A 20,558-nucleotide genomic window follows, 5' to 3' on the forward strand; every position below is an offset into this window, starting at 1 on the left:
CCACCCTATCGGCGGTTTTCGCCTCGGTAAAGCACCGGAAACACCTCAGCCCATCCCGGTGTCCTGCGTGGCCCGAAGCATGCCCAGCCTGACGACGGTCTTGATCGGCAGATGGTCGGAGGCGAGCCGGGCGAGCGGCGTATCGTGGGTCGTGACGGTGTCGATGAGGCCCGGCCGGTTCGCCATGATGCGGTCGAGCGCGAGCACCGGCAGGCGCGAGGGAAAGCTAGGCACCGCCGCCGGCAGGCCGAAGACCGGCGCGAGCGTGTTGAGGGAAGAGCGGTCGCCGAGACGCCATTCGTTCAGATCCCCCATCAGCACGGTCGGCTGCTCGTCCCGCGAACGCAGGATGTCGAGGATCATGCGCGCCTGCTGGTGCCGCGAACGGTTGAGCAAGCCGAGATGCGCGGCGATGATGCGGAACGCGCTGCCATCCTTGAATTCGAGTTCGGTCATCAGCGCGCCGCGCGGTTCGAGCCCCGGCAGCTTCATCTGATGCACGTCGCGCACGAGCCCTTCGCGGAAGAAGATGACATTGCCATGCCAGCCATGCGCCTTGGCGACCCCCGAGACTGGCACCGGCAAAAGGCCTGTTTCGCGCTCCATCCAGGCAAGGTCCAGCAGTCCGCGCCGCTCCCCGAACCGCGTATCCGCCTCCTGCAGGGCGATCACATCCGCGCCGATCTCGCGGATGACATGGCTTGTCCGCGCCGGATCGAACTTGCCGTCGATGCCCACGCATTTGTGCACGTTGTAGGATGCGATCAGCATGCCCTCGGCCGGGTCATGCGGTGCATGCGCCCCGGCGCCCCGGTTCTTGCGGGCGCGGATCGAGGCCAGAATGCTTGCCGGAAGATTGTTGGAGCGTTTTTCCCGCATGGTCGGAGAGGCTGTTCGCAGATGCACAAATTATAAGGCATTCTACCCGCATATCCAGCAATTCCGAGGCTAGAGATAGGGCGAACCCAACCAGAGCACGCGCTCGATGAACCGCACCGGAAAGGGTCTTGCCTTTAACCCCTCAAGCGTCACTTCGGTTGCGGAGGAAATCGCCAAATCTATTCTTCTTTCGAGCGCCTCGGCGAACGGGCAGTCGAGAATCTCGAGATCCACTTCGAAATTCAGCCGCAGAGAACGGGGGTCCAGGTTGGAGGATCCAACATAGGCCCAGCACCCGTCGATCACCAGAAGCTTGGAGTGATTGAAGGGGCCGGAAGCCCGCCAGATGCGGCAGTAATTCTTCAGCATCTGATCGAACTGCGCCGTCATGGCACGATCGACGAGAACGAGGTTGTTGGCGGTCGGCACCACGATGTCGACCGCAACGCCACGCCGGGCGGCCGTCACCAGCGCGGTGATCAGTTCCCGATCCGGCAGGAAGTAGGGCGAAACGATGCGGATGGAGCTGCGCGCCACCGAGAAAGCGCCCATCAGCACCTTGTGATTCGTCTCCACGCTGCGGTCCGGCCCGGACGAAACGGCACGGATCATGATCGGTGCGCCGGGCTTGGTTTCCGGAGGCTGCAGTGTCCAGGCCTCCCCCTCCAGCGTCTCGCCGCTCGCGAACTGCCAGTCGGCGGCAGCGATCGCGACGAGATCGGCAACCACCGGTCCGGTGACCCTGAAATGGGTGTCAAAGGCGCATTTGTCGCCGCTGAACTCGCTGGAAAAGCCTTCCCGGATATTCATCCCGCCCGTGAACGCCGTGCGGCCATCGATCACCAGGATCTTCCGGTGGGTTCTCAAGTTTGCGTAGGGCAGCCTGAGGCCCATGATGACGTTGCCATTGAAGACGTCGGCGGTCACGCCGCCATCCCGCAGCATGCCGAGCACGCTCGGCACCGAATACCTTGCGCCGACTGCATCGATGAGAACGCGCACCTCCACGCCGCGCTTGACGGCCGCGATCAGCGCATCCGCAAAACGGGCGCCGATCCGGTCGCGGTCGAAAATATAGGTTTCCAGGATAATGCTGCGTTTCGCCTTGGCGATCTCCTTCAGCATGGCGCCGTAAGCCTCGTCGCCCGTGTCGAGCGCCACGATCGTGTTGCCGGTCGTCAGCCGGTGGCTCGTCACGCGGTCGCCGAGCGTCTTCATGGAACGGAAGCGCTGGCCGAACTTCCCGGTCACCATCGCGTCTGTCGCGTCATAGGATGCGAAATCTGCTCGGATCTTGCCCTGCAGCAGTGCTCGCCGGTCGCTGATCACCGTCCTGCGGATGCGGTTGATGCCGGCGATCATGTAAAGCAGGGCGCCGACGATGGGCGATAGAACGATAATGCCGACCCAGCCGACGGTGGATCGCACCTCCTCCTTGGTCATCGTCGCGTGGATCGCAGCGGCAGCCCCCATCAGGACCGACAATACGAAAAGGATATGCGGCCAATAGGGTTCGATGAGATCCAGCATGGACTGGAATATAGGGGCGCCGATGTGAAGCGCAATCGGAGCCGCACCGACAGGTCGGTACGGCTCCGGGAGATGATCAGGCGGCGAGTTGCTTCCCGAAGGCGTCGAGCGAAGCCTCGAACGTATCGAAGATCGCGTCCACCTGCGCTTCGGTGACGATCATCGGCGGGCAGAGCGCCAGCGAGTCGCCGATCGCCCGGGAGATCAGGCCCTTTTCGACCATGATGGAGAACAGTTTCGGGCCGAGCTGGCCGGCGGCGAAACCGTCGCGCGGCTTCAGCTCCAGCGCGCCGAGCAGGCCGACGCCGCGAGCTTCGACCGCCAGGGGATGGCTCTCCAGCGCCTTCAGGCGGCTCTGGAATTTCGGCGCCAGCGCCCGCACGTTGCCGACGAGATCCCGCTCCTCGATGATCGCGATGTTTTCCAGCGCAACCGCGCAGGCGACCGGATGGCCGGCGGCGGTCACCCCATGGCCGAACGTCCCGATCTTGGCGGATTCGTCAGCCAGCGGCCCATAGACATTCTCGTTGATCAGCAGCGCCGAGATCGGCTGATAGGAGGACGAAATTTGCTTCGACAATGTCATGATGTCCGGCTGCAGTGCAAAGGTGGTCGTCCCGAACATCTCACCGGTGCGGCCGAAACCGCAGATCACCTCGTCGGCGATCAGGAGGATATCGTACTTTTTCAACACCTTCTGGATTGCCTCCCAATAACCGGCCGGCGGCACGATCACGCCGCCTGCGCCCATGACCGGCTCGCCGATGAAGGCAGCGACGGTGTCCGGGCCTTCCTTCAGGATCAGGTCTTCCAGGTCCTTGGCGCAACGCGCGACGAAAGCCGCTTCGGTTTCGTTGTCCTGCTTGTAGACGCGGTAATGCGGGCAGGTCGTGTGGAAGATGCCCGGAAGCGGCAGGTCGAAAGACCGATGGTTGTTCGGCAGTCCGGTCAGGCTGGCGCTGGCGACCGTTACGCCGTGATAGCCCTTGATGCGCGATATGATCTTCTTCTTCTCCGGCTTGCCGAGCGCATTCGAACGATACCAGACCATCTTGACGGCCGTATCGTTGGCCTCGGAGCCGGAATTGGTGAAATAAGCCTTGGACATCGGCACCGGCGCCATCTGGATCAGCTTTTCTGCAAGCTCGATCGACGGGCCATGGCTGCGGGCGGTAAAGGTATGGTAATAGGGAAGCTTGGCCATCTGCTTGGCTGCCGCATCCACGAGGCGGCTTTCGCCGAAACCGACACCGACGCTCCAGAGACCGGCCATGGCCTCGATATACTTCTTGCCGGTCACGTCATAGACATAGACGCCCTCGCCTCGATCGATCACCAGCGAGCCATCACGCTCCAGCGCGCGGGCGTTCGTGTAGGAGTGCAGGTGATAGGCCTTGTCCCGGGCCTCGATGGAATTGGGCTGAACAGTCACGGCGGACCTCCTGTGAGACTTATAGGAATTTCATAGGCGGAAACGGCTGTATTGGACACCCCCTATCGCCGGTTCCGGCCCGCCCAAACGTTCAAAATAATTGACGTTTCAATCAATGCTTTTGGTGATTTCCAGCGACTTACTTCTGCGCCATCGCGGCGACCGGGGGTTCGGCGCCTGCCGGAATGGGGCTCCGATATTCCTGTCCCTTGCGCCGCTTTTTCAGGTCGGCCCAGGCGGCCTCGCGCAACTGATCGCTCGTCATCGCGGCAAGCCCGGTCGCAGCCATCGCCTTGGCGGCGGAAACCATGCCCTTGTGGGCAAGCGCGCTCTTGCCCTGCGCCACCACCTGCCAGGTATGAAGCTGCGTGCCGACGGCAAGCGTCGCGCCATAGGCCTGTACGGTGGGCACCACCCAGCTCACGTCGCCCACATCGGTCGAACCGCCCATCTGGCGGTTTTCGCTGTGCGCCGGAAGGATGAAGTCGGCGAGCGGAATGTCGCGCTGTTCCAGGCGCTCCTGGTTCCAGCTTGCGGCGATGTCTTCGGGCGTGAGTGTGGCGCGGATCTTTTCGGCGAATGTAATATCTGCGGCGTCGAAGGCCGGCGGTCCCATGCTGTCCCAGACGTCCTGCATGACGTCCATCAGCGGTGTATTGACGACAAGGTTGGAGACGCCGGCCAGGATCGTGCTCTCGACCTTGGTCTCGGTCATCAGCGCCGCACCGTCGGCGACCTTCTTGACCCGCTCGATCAGCGCGAAAAGCCCCGGCAGATCCGCGGAGCGGACGACATAACGCACCTTGGCATGCGCCTGCACGACATTTGGCGAGATGCCGCCGGTATCGAGGACGGCATAGTGAATCCGGCTTTCCGAGGGCATGTGTTCGCGCATGTAGTTGACGCCGACGCTCATCAACTCGACGGCATCCAGCGCACTGCGGCCGAGCTCCGGGACTGCGGAAGCATGCGCCGCCCGGCCTGTGAAGGTGAAGTCGATGCGGCAGTTCGCAAGCGATGTCTCGCGCTGCACGCCTGCAAAATTGCTGGGATGCCAGCTGATCGCGATATCGACGTCTTCGAAAGCGCCTTCGCGCACCATGAAGGCCTTGGCCGCGCCGCCCTCTTCCGCCGGACACCCGTAATAACGCACGCGGCCGGGCGTGCCGGTCTTCTCCAGCCAGTCCTTCAGGGCCGTCGCGGCGAGCAGCGATGCCGAACCGAGAAGGTTGTGGCCGCAGCCGTGACCGTTGGCGCCGGCCATCAGCGGATCGTGGCGGTCGACGCCGGCCTTCTGGCTGAGGCCGGCCAGGGCGTCGTATTCACCGAGAAAGGCGATCATCGGGCCGCCCTCTCCCGCTTCGCCGATCAGCGCGGTCGGAATGCCGGCGACATTTTCGGTAATCCTGAAGCCCTGGGTTTCCAGCATTTCGCGATGCGCGGCTGCCGAAAGCCTTTCCATGTAGCAGGTCTCGGGCGTCTCCCAAACACGATCCGCAAGCTCGATGAAGACTTCCTTTTTGCGGTCGATGAAGTCCCAAACGAGGGGGAGATTGGAATTGCCTGTCGTCATGAAACCATTGCCTCGATGCGTCTATGCTGGTCGGAAGGTCCGAACCGTACTCCATTCTGGTCCGATGGCAATGTGGCGATGCAGCAAAATCGACGCCAGCGAAGATTGAACGGAGAGAAAGCGGTTGTGATCAAGACGCGAATGTTAGCATCTCGACAACGACATCATAATCGCTATGCTCCCGCGCCACGGCCCGCCGGCAAATCTAGGAAACGAGCCGATAGCAATAAAAACATACGGGGATTTTGCCAAATTTGCGGAAATTTTTCCAAAAAATGCAGCGGGCGTAAAATCCGGTACGGCTGAACGCGTTGAACCGGAAAAGAGGAACAAGGGCACGCGCGGCTGAAGACGTGAGCGGACCCGCCAGGAGAAAATGACGATTGAGAACGGCCGCAGCGAAATATCGCCAGCCAGGAGGTGCATAACAGAAGATCAGGCCTCGGGCGCGAGAGAGCGCGCGCCAATCCAGAAATTGAAAATCAACGGGGCTCGGCGTTGCCGCCAGCCTCAGGTTATTGGGAGACCGATATGAAATACAAACTGACCCTCGCTGCAGCGCTGCTGTCGGCAACCTTCTTCGCCGGCGCCGCCAGCGCCAAGACCTTCGTTTACTGCTCCGAAGGTTCCCCGGAAGGCTTCGACCCCGGCATCTACACCGCCGGCACCACCTTCGACGCCTCCGCTCACCCGGTCTACAACCGTCTCCTCGAATTCAAGCCGGGCACGACCCAGCCGGAAGCCGGTCTCGCCGCGAGCTGGGACATTTCCGCAGACGGCACCGTCTACACGTTCAAGCTGCGTCCGAACGTCAAGTTCCAGACGACCGAATTCTTCAAGCCGACCCGCAACCTGAACGCCGATGACGTCGTGTTCTCGATCGGCCGCCAGGTCGATGAAAAGAACGCCTGGCACAAGTACATTTCCGGCGCCTCCTGGGAATATGCCGAGGGCATGGGTTTCCCGAAGCTCATCAAGTCGATCGAGAAGGTCGATGACCTGACCGTCAAGGTCACGCTGAACCGGCCGGAAGCACCGTTCCTCGCCAACCTTGCCATGCCGTTCGCTTCGATCCTGTCGAAGGAATATGCCGACAGCCTCGACAAGGCCGGCAAGAAGGAACAGCTGAACCAGATGCCGGTCGGCACCGGTCCGTTCACCTTCATCGGCTACCAGCAGGACGCCGTCATCCGCTTCCAGAAGAATGCCGGTTACTGGGGTCCCGCTCCGAAGATCGACGACCTCGTCTTCGCGATCACCACCGATGCCGCCGTCCGTTACCAGAAGCTGAAGGCCGGCGAATGCCACCTGATGCCGTATCCGAACGCTGCCGACGTCAAGGCGATGAAGTCCGATCCGAACCTGAAGGTCATGGAGCAGGAAGGACTGAACGTCGCCTATCTCGCGTACAACACGACGCAGGCTCCGTTCGACAAGGTCGAAGTCCGCAGGGCCCTGAACAAGGCGATCAACAAGAAGGCGATCGTCGATGCCGTTTTCCAGGGCATGGCGACCCCGGCGGTCAATCCGATCCCGCCGACCATGTGGTCCTACAACAAGTCCACCCAGGACGACACCTATGACATCGAAGCCGCCAAGAAGATGCTCGCCGATGCCGGCGTCAAGAACCTCTCGATGAAGGTCTGGGCGATGCCGGTTTCGCGTCCGTACATGCTGAATGCACGTCGCGCCGCCGAAATCATCCAGGACGATTTCGCCAAGATCGGCGTCAAGGTCGAGATCGTCTCCTACGAGTGGGCCGAATACCTCAACCGTTCGAAGGCCAAGGACCGCGACGGTGCGGCCATGCTCGGCTGGACCGGCGACAACGGCGACCCGGACAACTTCCTCGACACCCTGCTCGGCTGCGACGCCGTGGGCGGCAACAACCGCGCGCAGTGGTGCAACAAGGAGTTCGACGAACTCGTGAAGAAGGCGAAGGTCACCTCGGACATGGCAGAGCGCACCAAGCTCTATGAGCAGGCGCAGGCCGTGTTCAAGAAGGAAGCCCCCTGGGCCACGCTCGACCACTCCCTCTCCGTCGTTCCGATGCGCAAGGGCGTGACCGGCTTCACCCAGAGCCCGCTTGGCGATTTCACCTTCGAAGCTGTCGATATCGCCGAGTAAGTCACGGCTCACGACGATTTTGCCGCGGGAAGCGTTGCGTTTCCCGCGGCATTTTCTTATGAGACGCCCAAAATATGGCGGAGACGCCAAAATCGCCGCATCCATGGCTTGACAAATCCATGAATCGGCCACGAAGCAAAAACCACCGTAAGGTTTTAGAATGTTTGGCTTTCTTCTGCGGCGTCTTGCCGTGCTGATCCCGACCTTTATCGGGGTCTCGATCATCGCTTTTTCCTTCATCCGACTTTTGCCGGGCGATCCGGTCGAGCTTCTGTCCGGCGAACGCGTCATGTCGCCGGAGCGTCATGCGCAGATCAGCCATGATCTTGGCTTCGACCGCCCGATCGTCATTCAATATTTCGACTATCTCGGCGGCGTGGTGACCGGCGACTTCGGCACATCCATCGTCTCCAAGAAGCCGATCCTCGACCAGTTCTGGGCGCTGTTTCCGGCGACCGTCGAACTGTCCTTCTGCGCCATCGTCATCGCGATTGCGCTTGGCATTCCGGCCGGCATGATCGCGGCGATCAAGCGCGGCTCCGTCTTCGACCAGGGATTGATGGGCATCGCGCTCGTCGGTTATTCCATGCCGATCTTCTGGTGGGGCCTGCTGCTGATCATCCTGTTCTCCGGCATCCTGCAATGGTTCCCGGTTTCCGGCCGCATCTCGCTGATGTTCTTCTTCAAGCCGGTCACCGGCTTCATGCTGATCGACTCGCTGCTGTCGGGCCAGAAGGGCGCCTTCACCTCGGCGCTCAGCCATCTGGCGCTGCCCTCGATCGTGCTTGCGACCATTCCGCTCGCCGTCATCGCCCGCCAGACGCGCTCGGCCATGCTCGAAGTGCTGTCGGAAGACTACGTCCGCACCGCCCGCGCCAAGGGCCTCTCGCCCTTCCGGGTCATCGGCATCCATGCGCTGCGCAATGCGATGATCCCGGTCATCACCACGATCGGCCTGCAGATCGGCGTCATGCTCGCCGGCGCGATCCTCACCGAAACCATCTTCTCCTGGCCGGGCATCGGCAAGTGGATGGTCGACAGTGTCTTCCGCCGCGATTACGCCGTCATCCAGGGTGGTCTGCTGCTGATCGCCGCCATCATCATGATCGTCAATCTCGTCGTTGATCTGCTCTACGGCCTGATCAACCCGAGAATCCGACACTAAGCCCGGCACAGGGCATGTCGCGCAAAAGTGTGAAGCGGTTTTGCGACAACGACATGCCAGGATAAAGAAGGAGAAAATCCCATGGCCGACACAACAGCCGCCAAACCGACAGAGCCGGTATCGAGCGCTGCCATGCGCCGCCAGATGCTCCGCGAATTCTGGTTCTACTTTTCCGAAAACCGCGGCGCCGTTCTGGGGCTCATCGTTTTCATCGCCCTCGTTTTCGTCGCGATCTTCGCATCGTTCATCGCCCCGCACTCGCCGTTCGAGCAGTATCGCGATTTCGTTCTGCTTCCGCCTGCCTGGGCTGAAGGCGGCAACCCGTCCTACCTGCTCGGCACCGATCCGGTCGGGCGCGATATCCTGTCCCGCCTGATCTACGGCGCACAGTATTCGCTGTTCATCGGCGTCTTCGTGACGACGCTGTCGCTCGCCGGCGGCATCATCGTCGGCCTGATCGCCGGTTATTACCGCGGCTGGGTCGATACCGTCATCATGCGCCTGATGGACATCATCCTGGCCTTCCCGTCGCTGCTCTTGGCCCTCGTGCTCGTCGCGATCCTTGGGCCGAGCCTGACCAACGGCATGATCGCCATCGCGCTCACCCTGCAGCCGCATTTCGTGCGCCTCACCCGCGCCGCCGTGATGGCCGAAAAGACCCGCGACTACGTCACCGCCGCCCGCCTTGCCGGCGCCGGTCCGCTGCGGCTGATGTTCCGCACCATCCTGCCGAACTGCACCGCGCCGCTGATCGTCCAGGCGACGCTCTCCTTCTCGAACGCCATTCTCGACGCGGCCGCCCTCGGTTTCCTCGGCATGGGCGCCCAGCCGCCGGCGCCGGAATGGGGTACCATGCTTGCCGAAGCGCGGGAGTTCATCCTGCGTGCCTGGTGGGTCGTCACCTTCCCCGGCCTTGCCATCCTCATCACCGTTCTCGCCATCAACCTGATGGGCGACGGCCTGCGCGATGCGCTTGACCCGAAACTGAAGAGGTCCTGATCATGGCGCTTCTGCAAATCGAAAATCTCACCGTCGAATTCGAAACCGCCACCGGCTGGTTCAAGGCCGTCGACGGCGTCTCCATGTCCGTTGAAAAGGGCGAGGTTCTCGCCATCGTCGGCGAATCCGGCTCCGGCAAGTCCGTCGCCATGCTGGCCGTCATGGGCCTGCTCCCCTGGACCGCGAAGATCACGGCCGACAAGCTTCTCTTCGAAGGCCGCGACATGCAGAACATCAGCCCGGCCGAGCGCCGCAAGCTGATCGGCAAGGATATCGCGATGATCTTCCAGGAGCCGATCGCCAGCCTCAATCCGTGTTTCACGGTCGGCTTCCAGATCGAGGAAGTGCTGCGCGTCCATCTCGGCCTGGACAGACAAGCCCGCCGCGCCCGCGCCATCGAACTGTTCAGGCAGGTCGGCCTGCCCAATCCGGAAGAGCGGCTCAGCCACTTTCCGCACCAGATGTCCGGCGGCCAGTGCCAGCGCGTGATGATCGCGATCGCCATCGCCTGCAATCCCAAGCTCCTGATCGCCGACGAGCCGACGACCGCGCTCGACGTGACGATCCAGAAGCAGATCCTCGACCTCATCATGGCGCTGCAGGCGAAAAACGGCATGGGCCTCATCATGATCACCCATGACATGGGCGTCGTCGCCGAGACCGCCGACCGCGTCGTCGTGCAGTACAAGGGCCGCAAGATGGAGGAAGCCGACGTGCTCTCCCTCTTCGAAAGCCCGAAGAGCAACTATACCAAGGCGCTTCTGGCGGCCCTGCCGGAAAACGCCACCGGCGACCGCCTCACCACCGTTTCCGCCTTCTTCGACGGCAATCCGGAACCCGCTCCGGGAGTGAACGCCTGATGGACACCATGACCGACAACACGATGCTCGAAGTGCGCGACATCAAGCGCGATTACGAACTGCCGGGCGGCCTCTTCAAGCCGAAGAAGATCATCCATGCCGTCAAGGGCGTTTCCTTCAAGCTGGAACGCGGCAAGACGCTGGCGATCGTCGGGGAATCCGGCTGCGGCAAATCCACCCTTGCCCGCATGCTGACTTTCATCGACGAACCGACCGGCGGCGACCTCCTGATCGACGGCCAGAAGATGGACACCCGGCCCGGCCATCTGACACCGGAGATGCGCCAGAAGGTGCAGATCGTCTTCCAGAACCCTTATGGCTCGCTCAACCCGCGCCAGAAGATCGGCGACGTGCTGGGCGAACCGCTGGCGATCAACACCTCGATGTCGGCCGAGGAACGCCGCCATCGCGCCACGGAAATGCTCAAGAAGGTCGGCCTCGGCCCGGAACACTACAACCGCTACCCGCACATGTTCTCCGGCGGCCAGCGCCAGCGCATCGCGATTGCCCGCGCACTGATGATGAACCCGAAACTGCTCGTCCTCGACGAGCCGGTCTCGGCCCTCGACCTTTCGGTGCAGGCCCAGGTCCTGAACCTGCTCGCCGACCTCCAGGACGAATTCGGCCTCACCTACGTCTTCATCAGCCACGACCTCTCCGTCGTGCGCTACATCGCCGACGAAGTGATGGTGATGTATTTCGGCGAGGCGGTCGAATACGGCACCCGCGACGAGGTGTTTTCGGACCCGAAGCACGAATACACCCGCACGCTGTTCGCAGCGACGCCGCGGGCCGATATCGAGTCGATCCGGGCGCGTGTTGCAAGAAAGAAGGCAGCGACTGCGGCCTGACTAACGCCGCGCCTGCTCAGGCGGGGCGCTCCCCATGTCGGCGCTGCGCATGACGCTTTCCGAAAGCCGGAATGGATTTTCAAGAAGCGCAATGCTCGGGAATATGGTCATTGGGGGGCCTAAGAAAGGCAGTGACGCGTGTTACCCCCTTTGCCCGCCGACATCCCTTGGTGGAGAGACCACAAGCGGCACTGCCTTTCCGCCAGACTGACCAGGTGCTGACCAGCAACACCGAATGTGCCCAACGTTTCGGGCTCCATCGCAACATGTTTGGCGAAGCCGGTGCCCCGGCCAATCTCCCTCTTGTAGAGGAGATGCCCTGCCGGACCGAGGGGATGCAGCACAGCCTTCAATGCCGGTTTCTGTATTTCAACCGGGGACAAATAGCGGCGCCTTTCGAACATCTTCAATGACTTGCGCCATCTGTCATCCCCGCCCTCCTCTACTACGCCTATAATTACCCCGCTTCCGTCGCCGGAGTGTTTCGCGAGACGTTCGCGGGCAGGCGGGGGCCGGCGCCCTGGTCGGACCTGTAACGTGCAGGAAAGGCCAGGGAGGTGAAAGCCATGGAGCGCGTGCTTGCCAAGGCACGTGTTCCTGTCAAGCCTCCCCCTGGCCGCCGGGCCGGGTTCGGTTGAGCCGTGCAAGTGGCGGAAATGCCATGCAGCGAGGCGAGGTGATCACCTGTAGGGACCGGAAGTCCTGACCAGACGCCGAAGGCCACGCGAATGCGGAGCCACACATATAAACTAAATGAGGTTCCGCATTCGTGTGGGCTCTCCGATCTTTGAAAACCACGGCAGGAACCTGCACGCGGAGGTAGCAACGCGCCCGATAGCCTTCTATCAAATCACGCGCGTTTTTGGATCCTCGGGTCAAGCCCGAGGGTGACGAATACCCTAAAGCATTTCCGGCGAAACGGAGGCGTCTCCAATGCTCTATCTCCTTGTTTTCACGCATCTCGGACGCAAAACCAGTTCCCCACTTTTGCTCGAATTGCCCCAGGATGACGGGCGCCTGGGGTGCCGACGAGTGCTGGGGACGGCTCAGAAAAACAACACTGTCCCAACTCTTTGCTCGGGCTGCCTTGGGTATCGTGACATCCCCTCCCCTCGTCATCCTCAGGCTTGACCCGAGGATCCAGGTAAAGGCAACAAACCTGCAACTCAACCGCAGACTCTTGTGCTCAGGGATTTCGAAGGCAATAAGTCGAGACGCCCGATTTAAACGAGGCGGGGCCTGAACACGACAGGCTCAGAAGGACTGCCACCTCGCTGTTCAAGCTGCTTTAAGTATCGCGGCACCCCCTCCCCTCGTCATCCTCGGGCTTGACCCGAGGATCCAGGCACAGGCGACAGACGCGCTCCGTCACAGCCGAACCCCATTGGGCCGGCTGACTGCACTCACTCGACAAAAACCCTGACACTGGCGGCGCGCCCAACCGCATCGATCACCGTCAGTGTCGAATAACCGGCGCCCTCTGGCGTCCATTCATTGGTACGCCGGCGGGAAAGATCCTCGAGCGGCTTGCCGTTGGCGAGCCAGCGGAACGGCGCCCGACCGCCCTGCAGTTTCAGGACGAGCGGCGAGATCTCGCCCGAACGTGCCCCGAGATCGACGCGGGCACCTTCAGGCGGATAGACGATCTGCGGGGCCGGCTCGCGCGTGGAGGCGGAAAACAGACCACTTGCGGTCATCGAAAAACGCCGCTGGCTGATCGGCAAGTCCGTCTGCGCAAGCCGCACGGCCCCGGATGGTGCCGACGGCAGCGGCGTGATCGGCACGCCGGATTTCGAAAAAGCCTCGAACAGGATCGGCGCCGCCGTCTGGTAACCGGCAATGCCCGGTACCGCGCCATTGTCCGGTCGGCCGACCCAGACGCCCAGCACGTAGCGCCCGTCGTAACCGACGGACCAGGCATCGCGATAACCGTAGCTCGTTCCGGTCTTGTAAGCGATGCCGAGCCGGCGGCTGCCCTGCGGCGGCAGGACATCGGACAGGATGTCGGCGACATTCCATACCGCCACCGGCTCCAGCAGCGGTTCTGCCGCAATGATGCCCGGCTGGTCCTCGATCCCGTTGCCGAGCCGGACGGGATTGCCGCGATTGGCAAGCGCCGCATAGGCCTGCACGAGATCCTTCAGAGTGATGCCCACACCACCGAGCCCGATCGCCAGACCCGGTGCCTCGTTGGGTGGCAGGACCGGCCGCACATCCGCGCGACGGAAACGGATCATCAGCCGCGATGGCCCGACCGCATCGAGCAGCCGCACCGCAGGCACGTTAAGCGACAGTTGCAGAGCCTGCCGCACGCTGACATCGCCCTGGTAGGTCATGTCGAAATTCTTCGGCCGGTAACCGAAGAAATCCGCCGGCCGGTCCTCGATGATTGTCTCCTGGCTGACCAGCCCCTGCTCGAAGGCAAGCCCGTAGATGAATGGCTTCAGCGTCGAGCCCGGCGAGCGCAAGACGCGCGTCATGTCCACCCAGCCGGAGCGGCTCGCATCGAAATAATCCGCCGAACCCACCTCGCCGACGATCTCCCCGGTCGTCACATCCGCCATCATCATGGCGAGGGAAACTTTGGGTGCGAGTTTGACTGAAGCCTCCCGCGCCACCTGCTCCAGGCCCTTCTGGATATTCCGCTTCAGCGTCGTGCGATACAACTCGGCCTTCGGCTGCTTGCGGATCGCCGCCTCGGCAAGATGTGCGGCATGGGCTGGAAGCTGCAATCGCCTGTTGGGGATCGCGTCCCCCGCGGCGCGTTCCGCCTCCCCCTCGCCCGTGATTGCGGCAACCGCCGAGCGCATCAGCACCCGTTCGCGCGCCACCTGCGCCGCCTTGAAATGCCGGTCCGGCCGCCGGCCTTCGGGCGATTGCGGCAGGGCGACGAGAAGTGCGGCTTCGGCCACGGTAAGCCGGCGCGGTTCCTTGCCGAAATAGGCAAGGCTCGCGGCGCGCACCCCTTCCAGATTGCCTCCATAGGGCGCATGGGTGAGATAGATTTCGAGGATTTCCCGCTTGCCGAGCCGCCGCTCGATCTGGATGGCGCGGACAAGCTGCAGAAGCTTTGCCGAGAAGGAACGGGTTTCGCGCGGCTCGATCAGCCGCGCCACCTGCATGGAAAGGGTCGATGCGCCGGACACGATCTGGCCATGGCTGACGAGTTGCCAGGCTGCCCGGCCGACCGCCCAAGGGTCGACGCCCGCGTGATCGTAAAACCGCTGGTCCTCATAGGCGACCAGCATTTTCAGAAAACGCTGGTCCACATCCTCCGGTACCGTCTTCAGCCGCCAGCGGCCCTCCGGCGTCGCGAAGGCGCGCAAAAGCTCGCCGTCCTTGTCCAACACTTCGGCCGAGACGATCTTCACCTTGTCGAGCGGCGGTGGATAGGCCTTGTCGGCCGCATCGAGACCGACGACCGCCCCCGCCGCCAATAGAAGGCAGGCGCCGAGGCCGATCGAGACTTTCCACCGAAACTTCATGGCGACAGGCCGCCGCCTACTGCGCGGCGACCACCTCCATCTTGCCGGTCGCGGTGCGGGCCGAGAACTGCGGACGATACATGTCCTCCACCTGCGCCGCAGGGTGATCGTAGACGCCCGGCGTCACGGCGCGGACGACATAGGCGAGATTGATCTCGCGATTGTCGCCGGCGCTGCGGTCGAAGGCCGCCACGAACCGGTCGTTGCGGAACTCCATATGCGCCGGCGTCACTTCCTCGATGAAGTCGAAATTCGCGAGATTGGCGCTGTCGACGATGCCCGGATTATCGATCTCGAAACCGGCCGGCAAGAGGTCGGTCACGACGATGCGCGACGGCCAGCTGTTCGTCTCGGTGATGCTTAGCACGACGACATAACGCTCGTTCTGCTGCACTTCGCTGACGCTCACCTCTTCGCCATCCATGTTGTAGTAGGTGCGGGTGATATCGAACCCGTCGCCGCCGGCCGGCAGCGGCTGGGCGGGAGCGGCCACCGTGGTGATCGCCGCGGACAGCGGGTCGCCACTGTCGTTGCGGATCGTCACCGGATGCACCATCAGCGCATCGCCGGGCATCTGCGACATCAGCGTGCCGCGATGATCGGCGCCATTGACGTTGAGGCGAAGGTTCTGGTCGCCGTTCTGCAGGGCGCGGGCGGCGAGCAGCATCCAGGTCTGTTCCTGGGTGCTGGTATATTTCTTGGCGGCCCATTCCTTGGCGACAACGTTTGCGAGCGCCGGGACGATCGGCGGCACCGGCTTGCTTTCGGCGGCGAGGGCCAGGACCGCGGCACCGTCACGCAGCGACGAACCATAGTCCGAGCGGACGAGGCTAACCTTCTGGACCAGCGCATTCTCCGACATCTGCAGCGAGGCGGCGAAGATGTTCCGCGAGCGCGCCGCATCCCCGTAGAGCGCCATCGCCGCGGCGATATGCGCCTTGGAAAGCGGCGTCGGGAAGTCGTTCAGCATCGTGTCGGCGTAGTACCGCAGGTCGCTGATCGCGGCCTTGCGGTTGCGGGCGAGTACATAGAGCGCATAGGCGATCTCGTTGCCCTGGTCCTTGACGTTGTTGGTATAGCTCAAGGAGTTCTGCAGGCTTTCCAGCGCCTGCACCAGCGCCTGTTCCGGCACGGTATAACCCTGTTCACGAGCACGCGACAGGAAGTCCGTCACGTAGGAATCGAGCCACAGATCGCCGCCGCCCGGACCCCAGAGGCCGAAACTGCCGGCAGAGGACTGGTAGGAGAGCACACGGTAGATCGCGTCCTGCACCCGCTTCTTGACCTCGCCGTCTTCCGCAAGCCCGTTTTGGACCGCCATTTCGCTGAGATAGAGGAGCGGCAGGGCGCGGCTCGTCGTCTGCTCGGCGCAGCCGTAAGGATAGCGGCTGAGGCTCATCAGCAGCGCCGGAATGTCGAAGGCCGTGGAGCGGCTGACATTGACGCTGACGGAAGCACCTGGAAGCATGCTGTCGGCGAGCAGGTTGGAATCGACTGTCAGGCTTGCGCCGGGCTTCAGCTCGACCAGCCGCCGCTGGGTGACCGGCATGGCGGCCGGGCGCACGGGGATGTCGAGCTGCTGATAGACCGAGACGCCGCCGACATTCTGCAGGCTGATATAGACCGACCCGTCACCCACCTTGATGCCGGAAATCGGCAGCGTGACATTGGTCTTGCCGCCGGCAGCAAGCTTGACCGACCGCAGCGCATTCTTGCCGACGGAAACCGGTTCCGTTGTCATCACATTGAGCTGGTAGTCGCCTGCCGGCGCATCCGTATTGGCGATGTCGAGCCTGAGGTTCGCCTTGTCTCCCGGGGCCAGGAAACGCGGCAGGCTGGCGGTGACCACGATCGGATCGCGGATCACCACATCCTTCACCCCATGGCCGACACCCGTCTTCGACCAGGCGACCGCCATGACGCGCGCCGTGCCGTTGAACTGCGGGATGTCGAACGAGACGTTCGCCTTACCCTGTGCGTCGAGCTTCACCGGACCGGAGAAGAAGGCGACCAGCTTCTCCTTCGGCGGGCTTGCCTGCAGCGCAACACTGCCGCCGTCGCCGCCGGTGCGCAGCCGCCCGGTGGCTCCGAGCGAGCCGTCGATCAGGCGGCCGTAGATGTCGCGGATTTCAAGCCCCAGCCGGCGCTGACCGAAATACCAGTCGTCCGGGGCCGGCGGCTGGTAGCGGGTGAGATTGAGGATGCCGACATCCACCGCGGCAACGGTGACATAGGCATTCTCGTTGGCGCCCGCGCCGGCAACTTGAACGGCAATGTTCAGCGCCTGCCGCGGCAGCGTCTTTTCCGGCGCTGTAATCGCAACCTGCAGGTCGCGGTTTTCCGGATCGACCTTCAGCCAGGTAATGCCGATGGCGCGCATCGGCATGCGGCTTTCCTGCGCCTGACCCGGACGATAGAGCGTCGCCGTGACATAGGAACCGGCACCCCAGTCTGCGGTAACGGGAATGCTGACTTCGCCGCCGCTGGCGCCGAGGCTGACATTCTGTACGGCGAGCAGGTTTTCCGAACCGGCCGTCACCATCAGCTCGCCGGCATAACGCGACGAAATCTTGAGTTTTGCGGTCTCGCCCACCTTGTAGCTCTGCTTGTCGAGGGCGATCTCCAGCGCGTCCGGCGTCTCCGTCGACATCGCAGTCACGAACCAGCCTGCATCGAACTCGACGCTCGACGCCGGACCGCCGATGTCGGCGGTCTCGATCTCCAGGCGGTAACGGCCCCAGGTGACGGGCACGGAAACCTTGCCGCCATCGGCTGCCGTCACGTTGACGGTACCGTTCGCGACCTGGCTGGTGCGGGTCACCGGTTCGAAACGCCAGGACGAGCCTTCGCGATACCACTGGTAATCGCGCTCGACCTTGACGAGCTTCCAGGGGAGGCCCTGCTTGGCCTGCTTCTTGCCGTCGGCGCCGACGACGATGACGGAGAAATTGCCGACCGAGTTTTCGGCGAGATCGCCGGAAAATTCCGGCTTGATGCCGATGCGCGCATCCTCGGCTTTGACCGGCAGGGTGATGGTACGCTCGACGGCGCGCCCGCCGGCTTCCTGCATGCGCACGACGATATCGGCATTGATGAGCTGCGTCGTGGAGGGTACCTCGCTCACCAGCGCATCGAACACCGCCTTGCCCTCTTCGTCGGTCGGATCCAGCGCATCGAGCGGAATGCGGGTCGCTTCCGTCTCTTCCTCATCGGCAAGGCCGAACTGGTAACCCGGGAAGGCTGCATTCTCGCGTGTCGGCTTCAGCGCGATTTCGCCTTCGAGATTGAGGCCCGCGCCCGGCGCGCCATAGAGGAAACGGCCGTCGATATTGATCGGCGAGGCTTCGCCGACGACGAGCTGCTTCGCCTCAGTCGTCATGTCGAATTCGATGCGGTCGGGCACGAAATCATCGACCATGAAGGTCTTTTCGCCGATCGACGAGCCCTTCGGATCGGTGAAGATCTGCATCGTCCAGGTGCCGCGCATGGCGGTCTGCTGCAAGGGCAGGTCGAGCGCGTAACCACCGAGCGAGCCGTTATTGACCACCCGCCGGTCCTCGACGCCATCCGGGCGAAGGAAGACGAAGGTCAGCGGCAGGTTCTCGATCGCCGTCGCATCGATGTTGCGGGCAAGCGCGGTCGCATGCACGGTCTCGCCGGGACGATAGATGCCGCGTTCGGTCCATGGCAGGATGTCGATCGCACCCGGCGCCGGCCGGCCGGTCACGCCGCGGTCCGAAAGGTCGAAACCGGCACGACTCATGTCAAGGAAGACGTAGTCCTGGCCGTTATTCTGGGCTGTCAGCACGGCCGGAACCATGCCTGCCGTGCCGCGCATCAGACCAGCTGTGAAGATGGCGCGACCGTCGCGATCGGTCCTGGCGGTGCCGAGGATTTCGTTATTCTTAGCGAGCAGCTGCAGGTCGACACCGGCGATCGGCTTGGCACTTCCGAGCGCGCGGGCAAAGACATGCAGGCCGTCCGTGCCGGCATAGGTGGAAAGACCGATATCGGACACGACGAACCATTGCGTCGCCTTGGTGTCCCATTCCTGATTGACGGCGTTGGAAGCCGCCGCCGTCAGCATATAGACGCCCGGCTTGCGGGTCGGCAGCGCCTCATCGACCGGGAAGCTGGTGATCACGTCCTTGTTGATGTCGCGGGCGATCTCGATGGAGCCCTGCCACACGAGTTCACCGCTCGTCTGCTCGATCTGGCTGGCATTGTAGCCGTCCATCTGGGTGAGGAACTGCGAGTTGGCGAGCAGCCCGGCGATGTTGCGGTCGCCGACGCGATAAAGCTTCAGGTCGGCGCGTTCGGTGTTGACCGAAACGATCGGAATGCCGCGGCGCGCGGTCGACGGCAGCACGAAACTGTCGCCGGTGAAGCGCACCATCGCCGACCGGTCCTTGACGTAGAGGTCGAGGTCCACCTGAGCGACAAGCGGCTCGTCGACCGAAGACGGCAGGCCGCGTCGCAGCGACAGCTTGTAGCGCTGGCCGTGCGTCAGGCCTTCGACGCAGATCTGGTTGTCCTTGGCTTCCATCGCCTTCGGCGCCTGGCCGTCCACCACCACGAAGGGAGCATAATCGACGCCGGCCTTCACCAGCGGCTCGGAAAACTGCACACAGACACGTGGATTGGCGCTGTCGTTGTCGACCGTGTTGCCGGTCACGCGAAAACCCTGGCGTTCGCGCAGGTCGTTATAAGCCGCCTGGACCGTGCGTGCATTCACCAGCGCGAGGCTTGCCTTGTAGGCATTGAGCGCCGGGCGGAAAGTCTGCTGCTTGGCGAGCGCTGCGGCCATCACAGCCAGCGCATCGGCGCGGGTCTGCTTCGTGCGAGAGAGTTCGTAGCCGTTGATGGCGGCAAGCGTTCCTTCGGCATCGGCAGACGAATTGTTCTTGGCCGTGCCGGCGGCCCGCGCCATTTCTATCCAGAGCTTTCCGTCTTCTGGCGTCAGCGACAGCGCACCCTTGAAGTTATAGAGCGCGGTATCGACATTGCCCTTCAGAAGCTCGCCCTGGGCGATCGCCTTCAGGTTTTCGACACCATAACCCTGCTGGTTGTCGCCGAGCGTCAGGCCGTCCTTCTGTTCGCGGGCCTGCTGCAGGAGTTCTTCGGTAAGGAAGGAAAGTTTCGGCGGGGCGCCGATATCCGGTTCGGCCGCGACCTCCACCACCTTGCCGGCCACCGCACCGGCGAAGGTATTGAGCTGGCCGTAATCCGACTTGAGGAAGCACCATTTCGCCTTGACGTTGTAGGTGAACGCCTTGCAGGAATTGTCGCCGATACAGGCCGCCTCGCATTGCGGCTGGCTGACGTTCTTCACCGTCCTCAGATCGAAACCGGCATAATCACCGTCTGCCGTCGTCTCCACACGCCTTTCGGCTGCGGCCAGTGGCGACGCCAGGACCAGAGCAGACATGAGAAAAGCAGAAAAGCCGAAAAATGCGCGCCTAGACATGGAAAGTCCCCTCCTTACAGCGCCACGCGTCGTTCATAACACGCTGAGAACGCTATAAAACTTTGATCTGCACAAGGCGCTCGCGCGCCGGTGCGGGCTGCCGTCGGATGTGCCAGTTTTCCAATGAGTTCCGGAACTTGTCAATGAAGCTCCGCGCTTCCCGGCGCGGATTTTCATGAAGACATTGTCA

At 62.8% G+C, this 20,558-nt stretch carries 11 protein-coding genes; 5 read left to right on the forward strand and 6 right to left on the reverse strand.

What is annotated here, in order from left to right:
* Positions 1-45 precede the first annotated feature (45 nt).
* The 4 genes from DMO26_RS23975 to DMO26_RS23990 all read right to left on the reverse strand — a co-directional run bounded on the left by DMO26_RS23975 (position 46) and on the right by DMO26_RS23990 (position 5,414).
* Positions 46-879, reverse strand: coding sequence for an endonuclease/exonuclease/phosphatase family protein (locus DMO26_RS23975; RefSeq protein ID WP_117194694.1), 834 nt, complete (start codon positions 877-879; stop codon positions 46-48).
* A gap of 69 nt (positions 880-948) precedes the next feature.
* Positions 949-2,409: a cardiolipin synthase gene (gene cls, locus DMO26_RS23980; protein WP_117194695.1), complete on the reverse strand. Its 1,461-nt coding sequence runs from the start codon at positions 2,407-2,409 to the stop codon at positions 949-951.
* 76 nt (positions 2,410-2,485) lie between these two features.
* On the reverse strand, positions 2,486-3,841 hold the full coding sequence (locus tag DMO26_RS23985) for an aspartate aminotransferase family protein (RefSeq protein ID WP_117194696.1): 1,356 nt from the start codon (positions 3,839-3,841) through the stop codon (positions 2,486-2,488).
* A 139-nt stretch (positions 3,842-3,980) separates the two neighbouring features.
* Positions 3,981-5,414 carry a M20 family metallopeptidase gene (locus DMO26_RS23990; RefSeq protein WP_117194697.1) on the reverse strand — a complete coding sequence of 478 codons (1,434 nt, stop codon included), beginning with the start codon at positions 5,412-5,414 and terminating at the stop codon, positions 3,981-3,983.
* Positions 5,415-5,945: 531 nt separating this feature from the next.
* Here DMO26_RS23990 and DMO26_RS23995 point away from each other — a divergent pair.
* The 5 genes from DMO26_RS23995 to DMO26_RS24015 all read left to right on the forward strand — a co-directional run bounded on the left by DMO26_RS23995 (position 5,946) and on the right by DMO26_RS24015 (position 11,416).
* Positions 5,946-7,541 carry an ABC transporter substrate-binding protein gene (locus DMO26_RS23995; RefSeq protein ID WP_117194698.1) on the forward strand — a complete coding sequence of 532 codons (1,596 nt, stop codon included), beginning with the start codon at positions 5,946-5,948 and terminating at the stop codon, positions 7,539-7,541.
* A gap of 160 nt (positions 7,542-7,701) precedes the next feature.
* A complete protein-coding gene (locus tag DMO26_RS24000; protein ID WP_117194699.1) occupies positions 7,702-8,706 on the forward strand; it encodes an ABC transporter permease subunit in 1,005 nt (334 codons plus the stop codon).
* An 81-nt stretch (positions 8,707-8,787) separates the two neighbouring features.
* Positions 8,788-9,705 (forward strand): ABC transporter permease subunit, encoded by a 918-nt coding sequence (locus tag DMO26_RS24005; RefSeq protein ID WP_117194700.1) that lies wholly within the window; start codon positions 8,788-8,790, stop codon positions 9,703-9,705.
* Positions 9,706-9,707: 2 nt separating this feature from the next.
* Positions 9,708-10,565, forward strand: coding sequence for an ABC transporter ATP-binding protein (locus DMO26_RS24010; protein WP_117194701.1), 858 nt, complete (start codon positions 9,708-9,710; stop codon positions 10,563-10,565).
* A gap of 8 nt (positions 10,566-10,573) precedes the next feature.
* Positions 10,574-11,416, forward strand: a complete 843-nt coding sequence (locus tag DMO26_RS24015) for a dipeptide ABC transporter ATP-binding protein (protein WP_117194831.1) — start codon at positions 10,574-10,576, stop codon at positions 11,414-11,416.
* Between the two features lie 1,403 nt (positions 11,417-12,819).
* Here DMO26_RS24015 and pbpC read toward each other — a convergent pair.
* Both pbpC and DMO26_RS24030 read right to left on the reverse strand, forming a co-directional pair.
* Entirely contained in the window at positions 12,820-14,901 is a 2,082-nt protein-coding gene (pbpC, locus tag DMO26_RS24025) for a penicillin-binding protein 1C (RefSeq protein WP_117194703.1), read from the reverse strand.
* A gap of 16 nt (positions 14,902-14,917) precedes the next feature.
* Positions 14,918-20,368, reverse strand: coding sequence for an alpha-2-macroglobulin family protein (locus DMO26_RS24030; RefSeq protein WP_117194704.1), 5,451 nt, complete (start codon positions 20,366-20,368; stop codon positions 14,918-14,920).
* Positions 20,369-20,558: the final 190 nt, after the last annotated feature.

Origin of the sequence: Rhizobium terrae, from assembly GCF_003425685.1 — a bacterium.
In the GTDB taxonomy this organism is placed as follows: domain Bacteria; phylum Pseudomonadota; class Alphaproteobacteria; order Rhizobiales; family Rhizobiaceae; genus Neorhizobium; species Neorhizobium terrae.

Bases quoted from the DNA above. Each gene is read 5' to 3' on its own strand.
- DMO26_RS23975 (WP_117194694.1), bottom strand. From the start codon at position 879: ATGCGGGAAAAACGCTCCAACAATCTTCCGGCAAGCATTCTGGCCTCG.
- cls (WP_117194695.1), bottom strand. From the start codon at position 2,409: ATGCTGGATCTCATCGAACCCTATTGGCCGCATATCCTTTTCGTATTG.
- DMO26_RS23990 (WP_117194697.1), bottom strand. From the start codon at position 5,414: ATGACGACAGGCAATTCCAATCTCCCCCTCGTTTGGGACTTCATCGAC.
- DMO26_RS23995 (WP_117194698.1), top strand. From the start codon at position 5,946: ATGAAATACAAACTGACCCTCGCTGCAGCGCTGCTGTCGGCAACCTTC.
- DMO26_RS24000 (WP_117194699.1), top strand. From the start codon at position 7,702: ATGTTTGGCTTTCTTCTGCGGCGTCTTGCCGTGCTGATCCCGACCTTT.
- DMO26_RS24005 (WP_117194700.1), top strand. From the start codon at position 8,788: ATGGCCGACACAACAGCCGCCAAACCGACAGAGCCGGTATCGAGCGCT.
- DMO26_RS24010 (WP_117194701.1), top strand. From the start codon at position 9,708: ATGGCGCTTCTGCAAATCGAAAATCTCACCGTCGAATTCGAAACCGCC.
- DMO26_RS24015 (WP_117194831.1), top strand. From the start codon at position 10,574: ATGACCGACAACACGATGCTCGAAGTGCGCGACATCAAGCGCGATTAC.
- pbpC (WP_117194703.1), bottom strand. From the start codon at position 14,901: ATGAAGTTTCGGTGGAAAGTCTCGATCGGCCTCGGCGCCTGCCTTCTA.
- DMO26_RS24030 (WP_117194704.1), bottom strand. From the start codon at position 20,368: ATGTCTAGGCGCGCATTTTTCGGCTTTTCTGCTTTTCTCATGTCTGCT.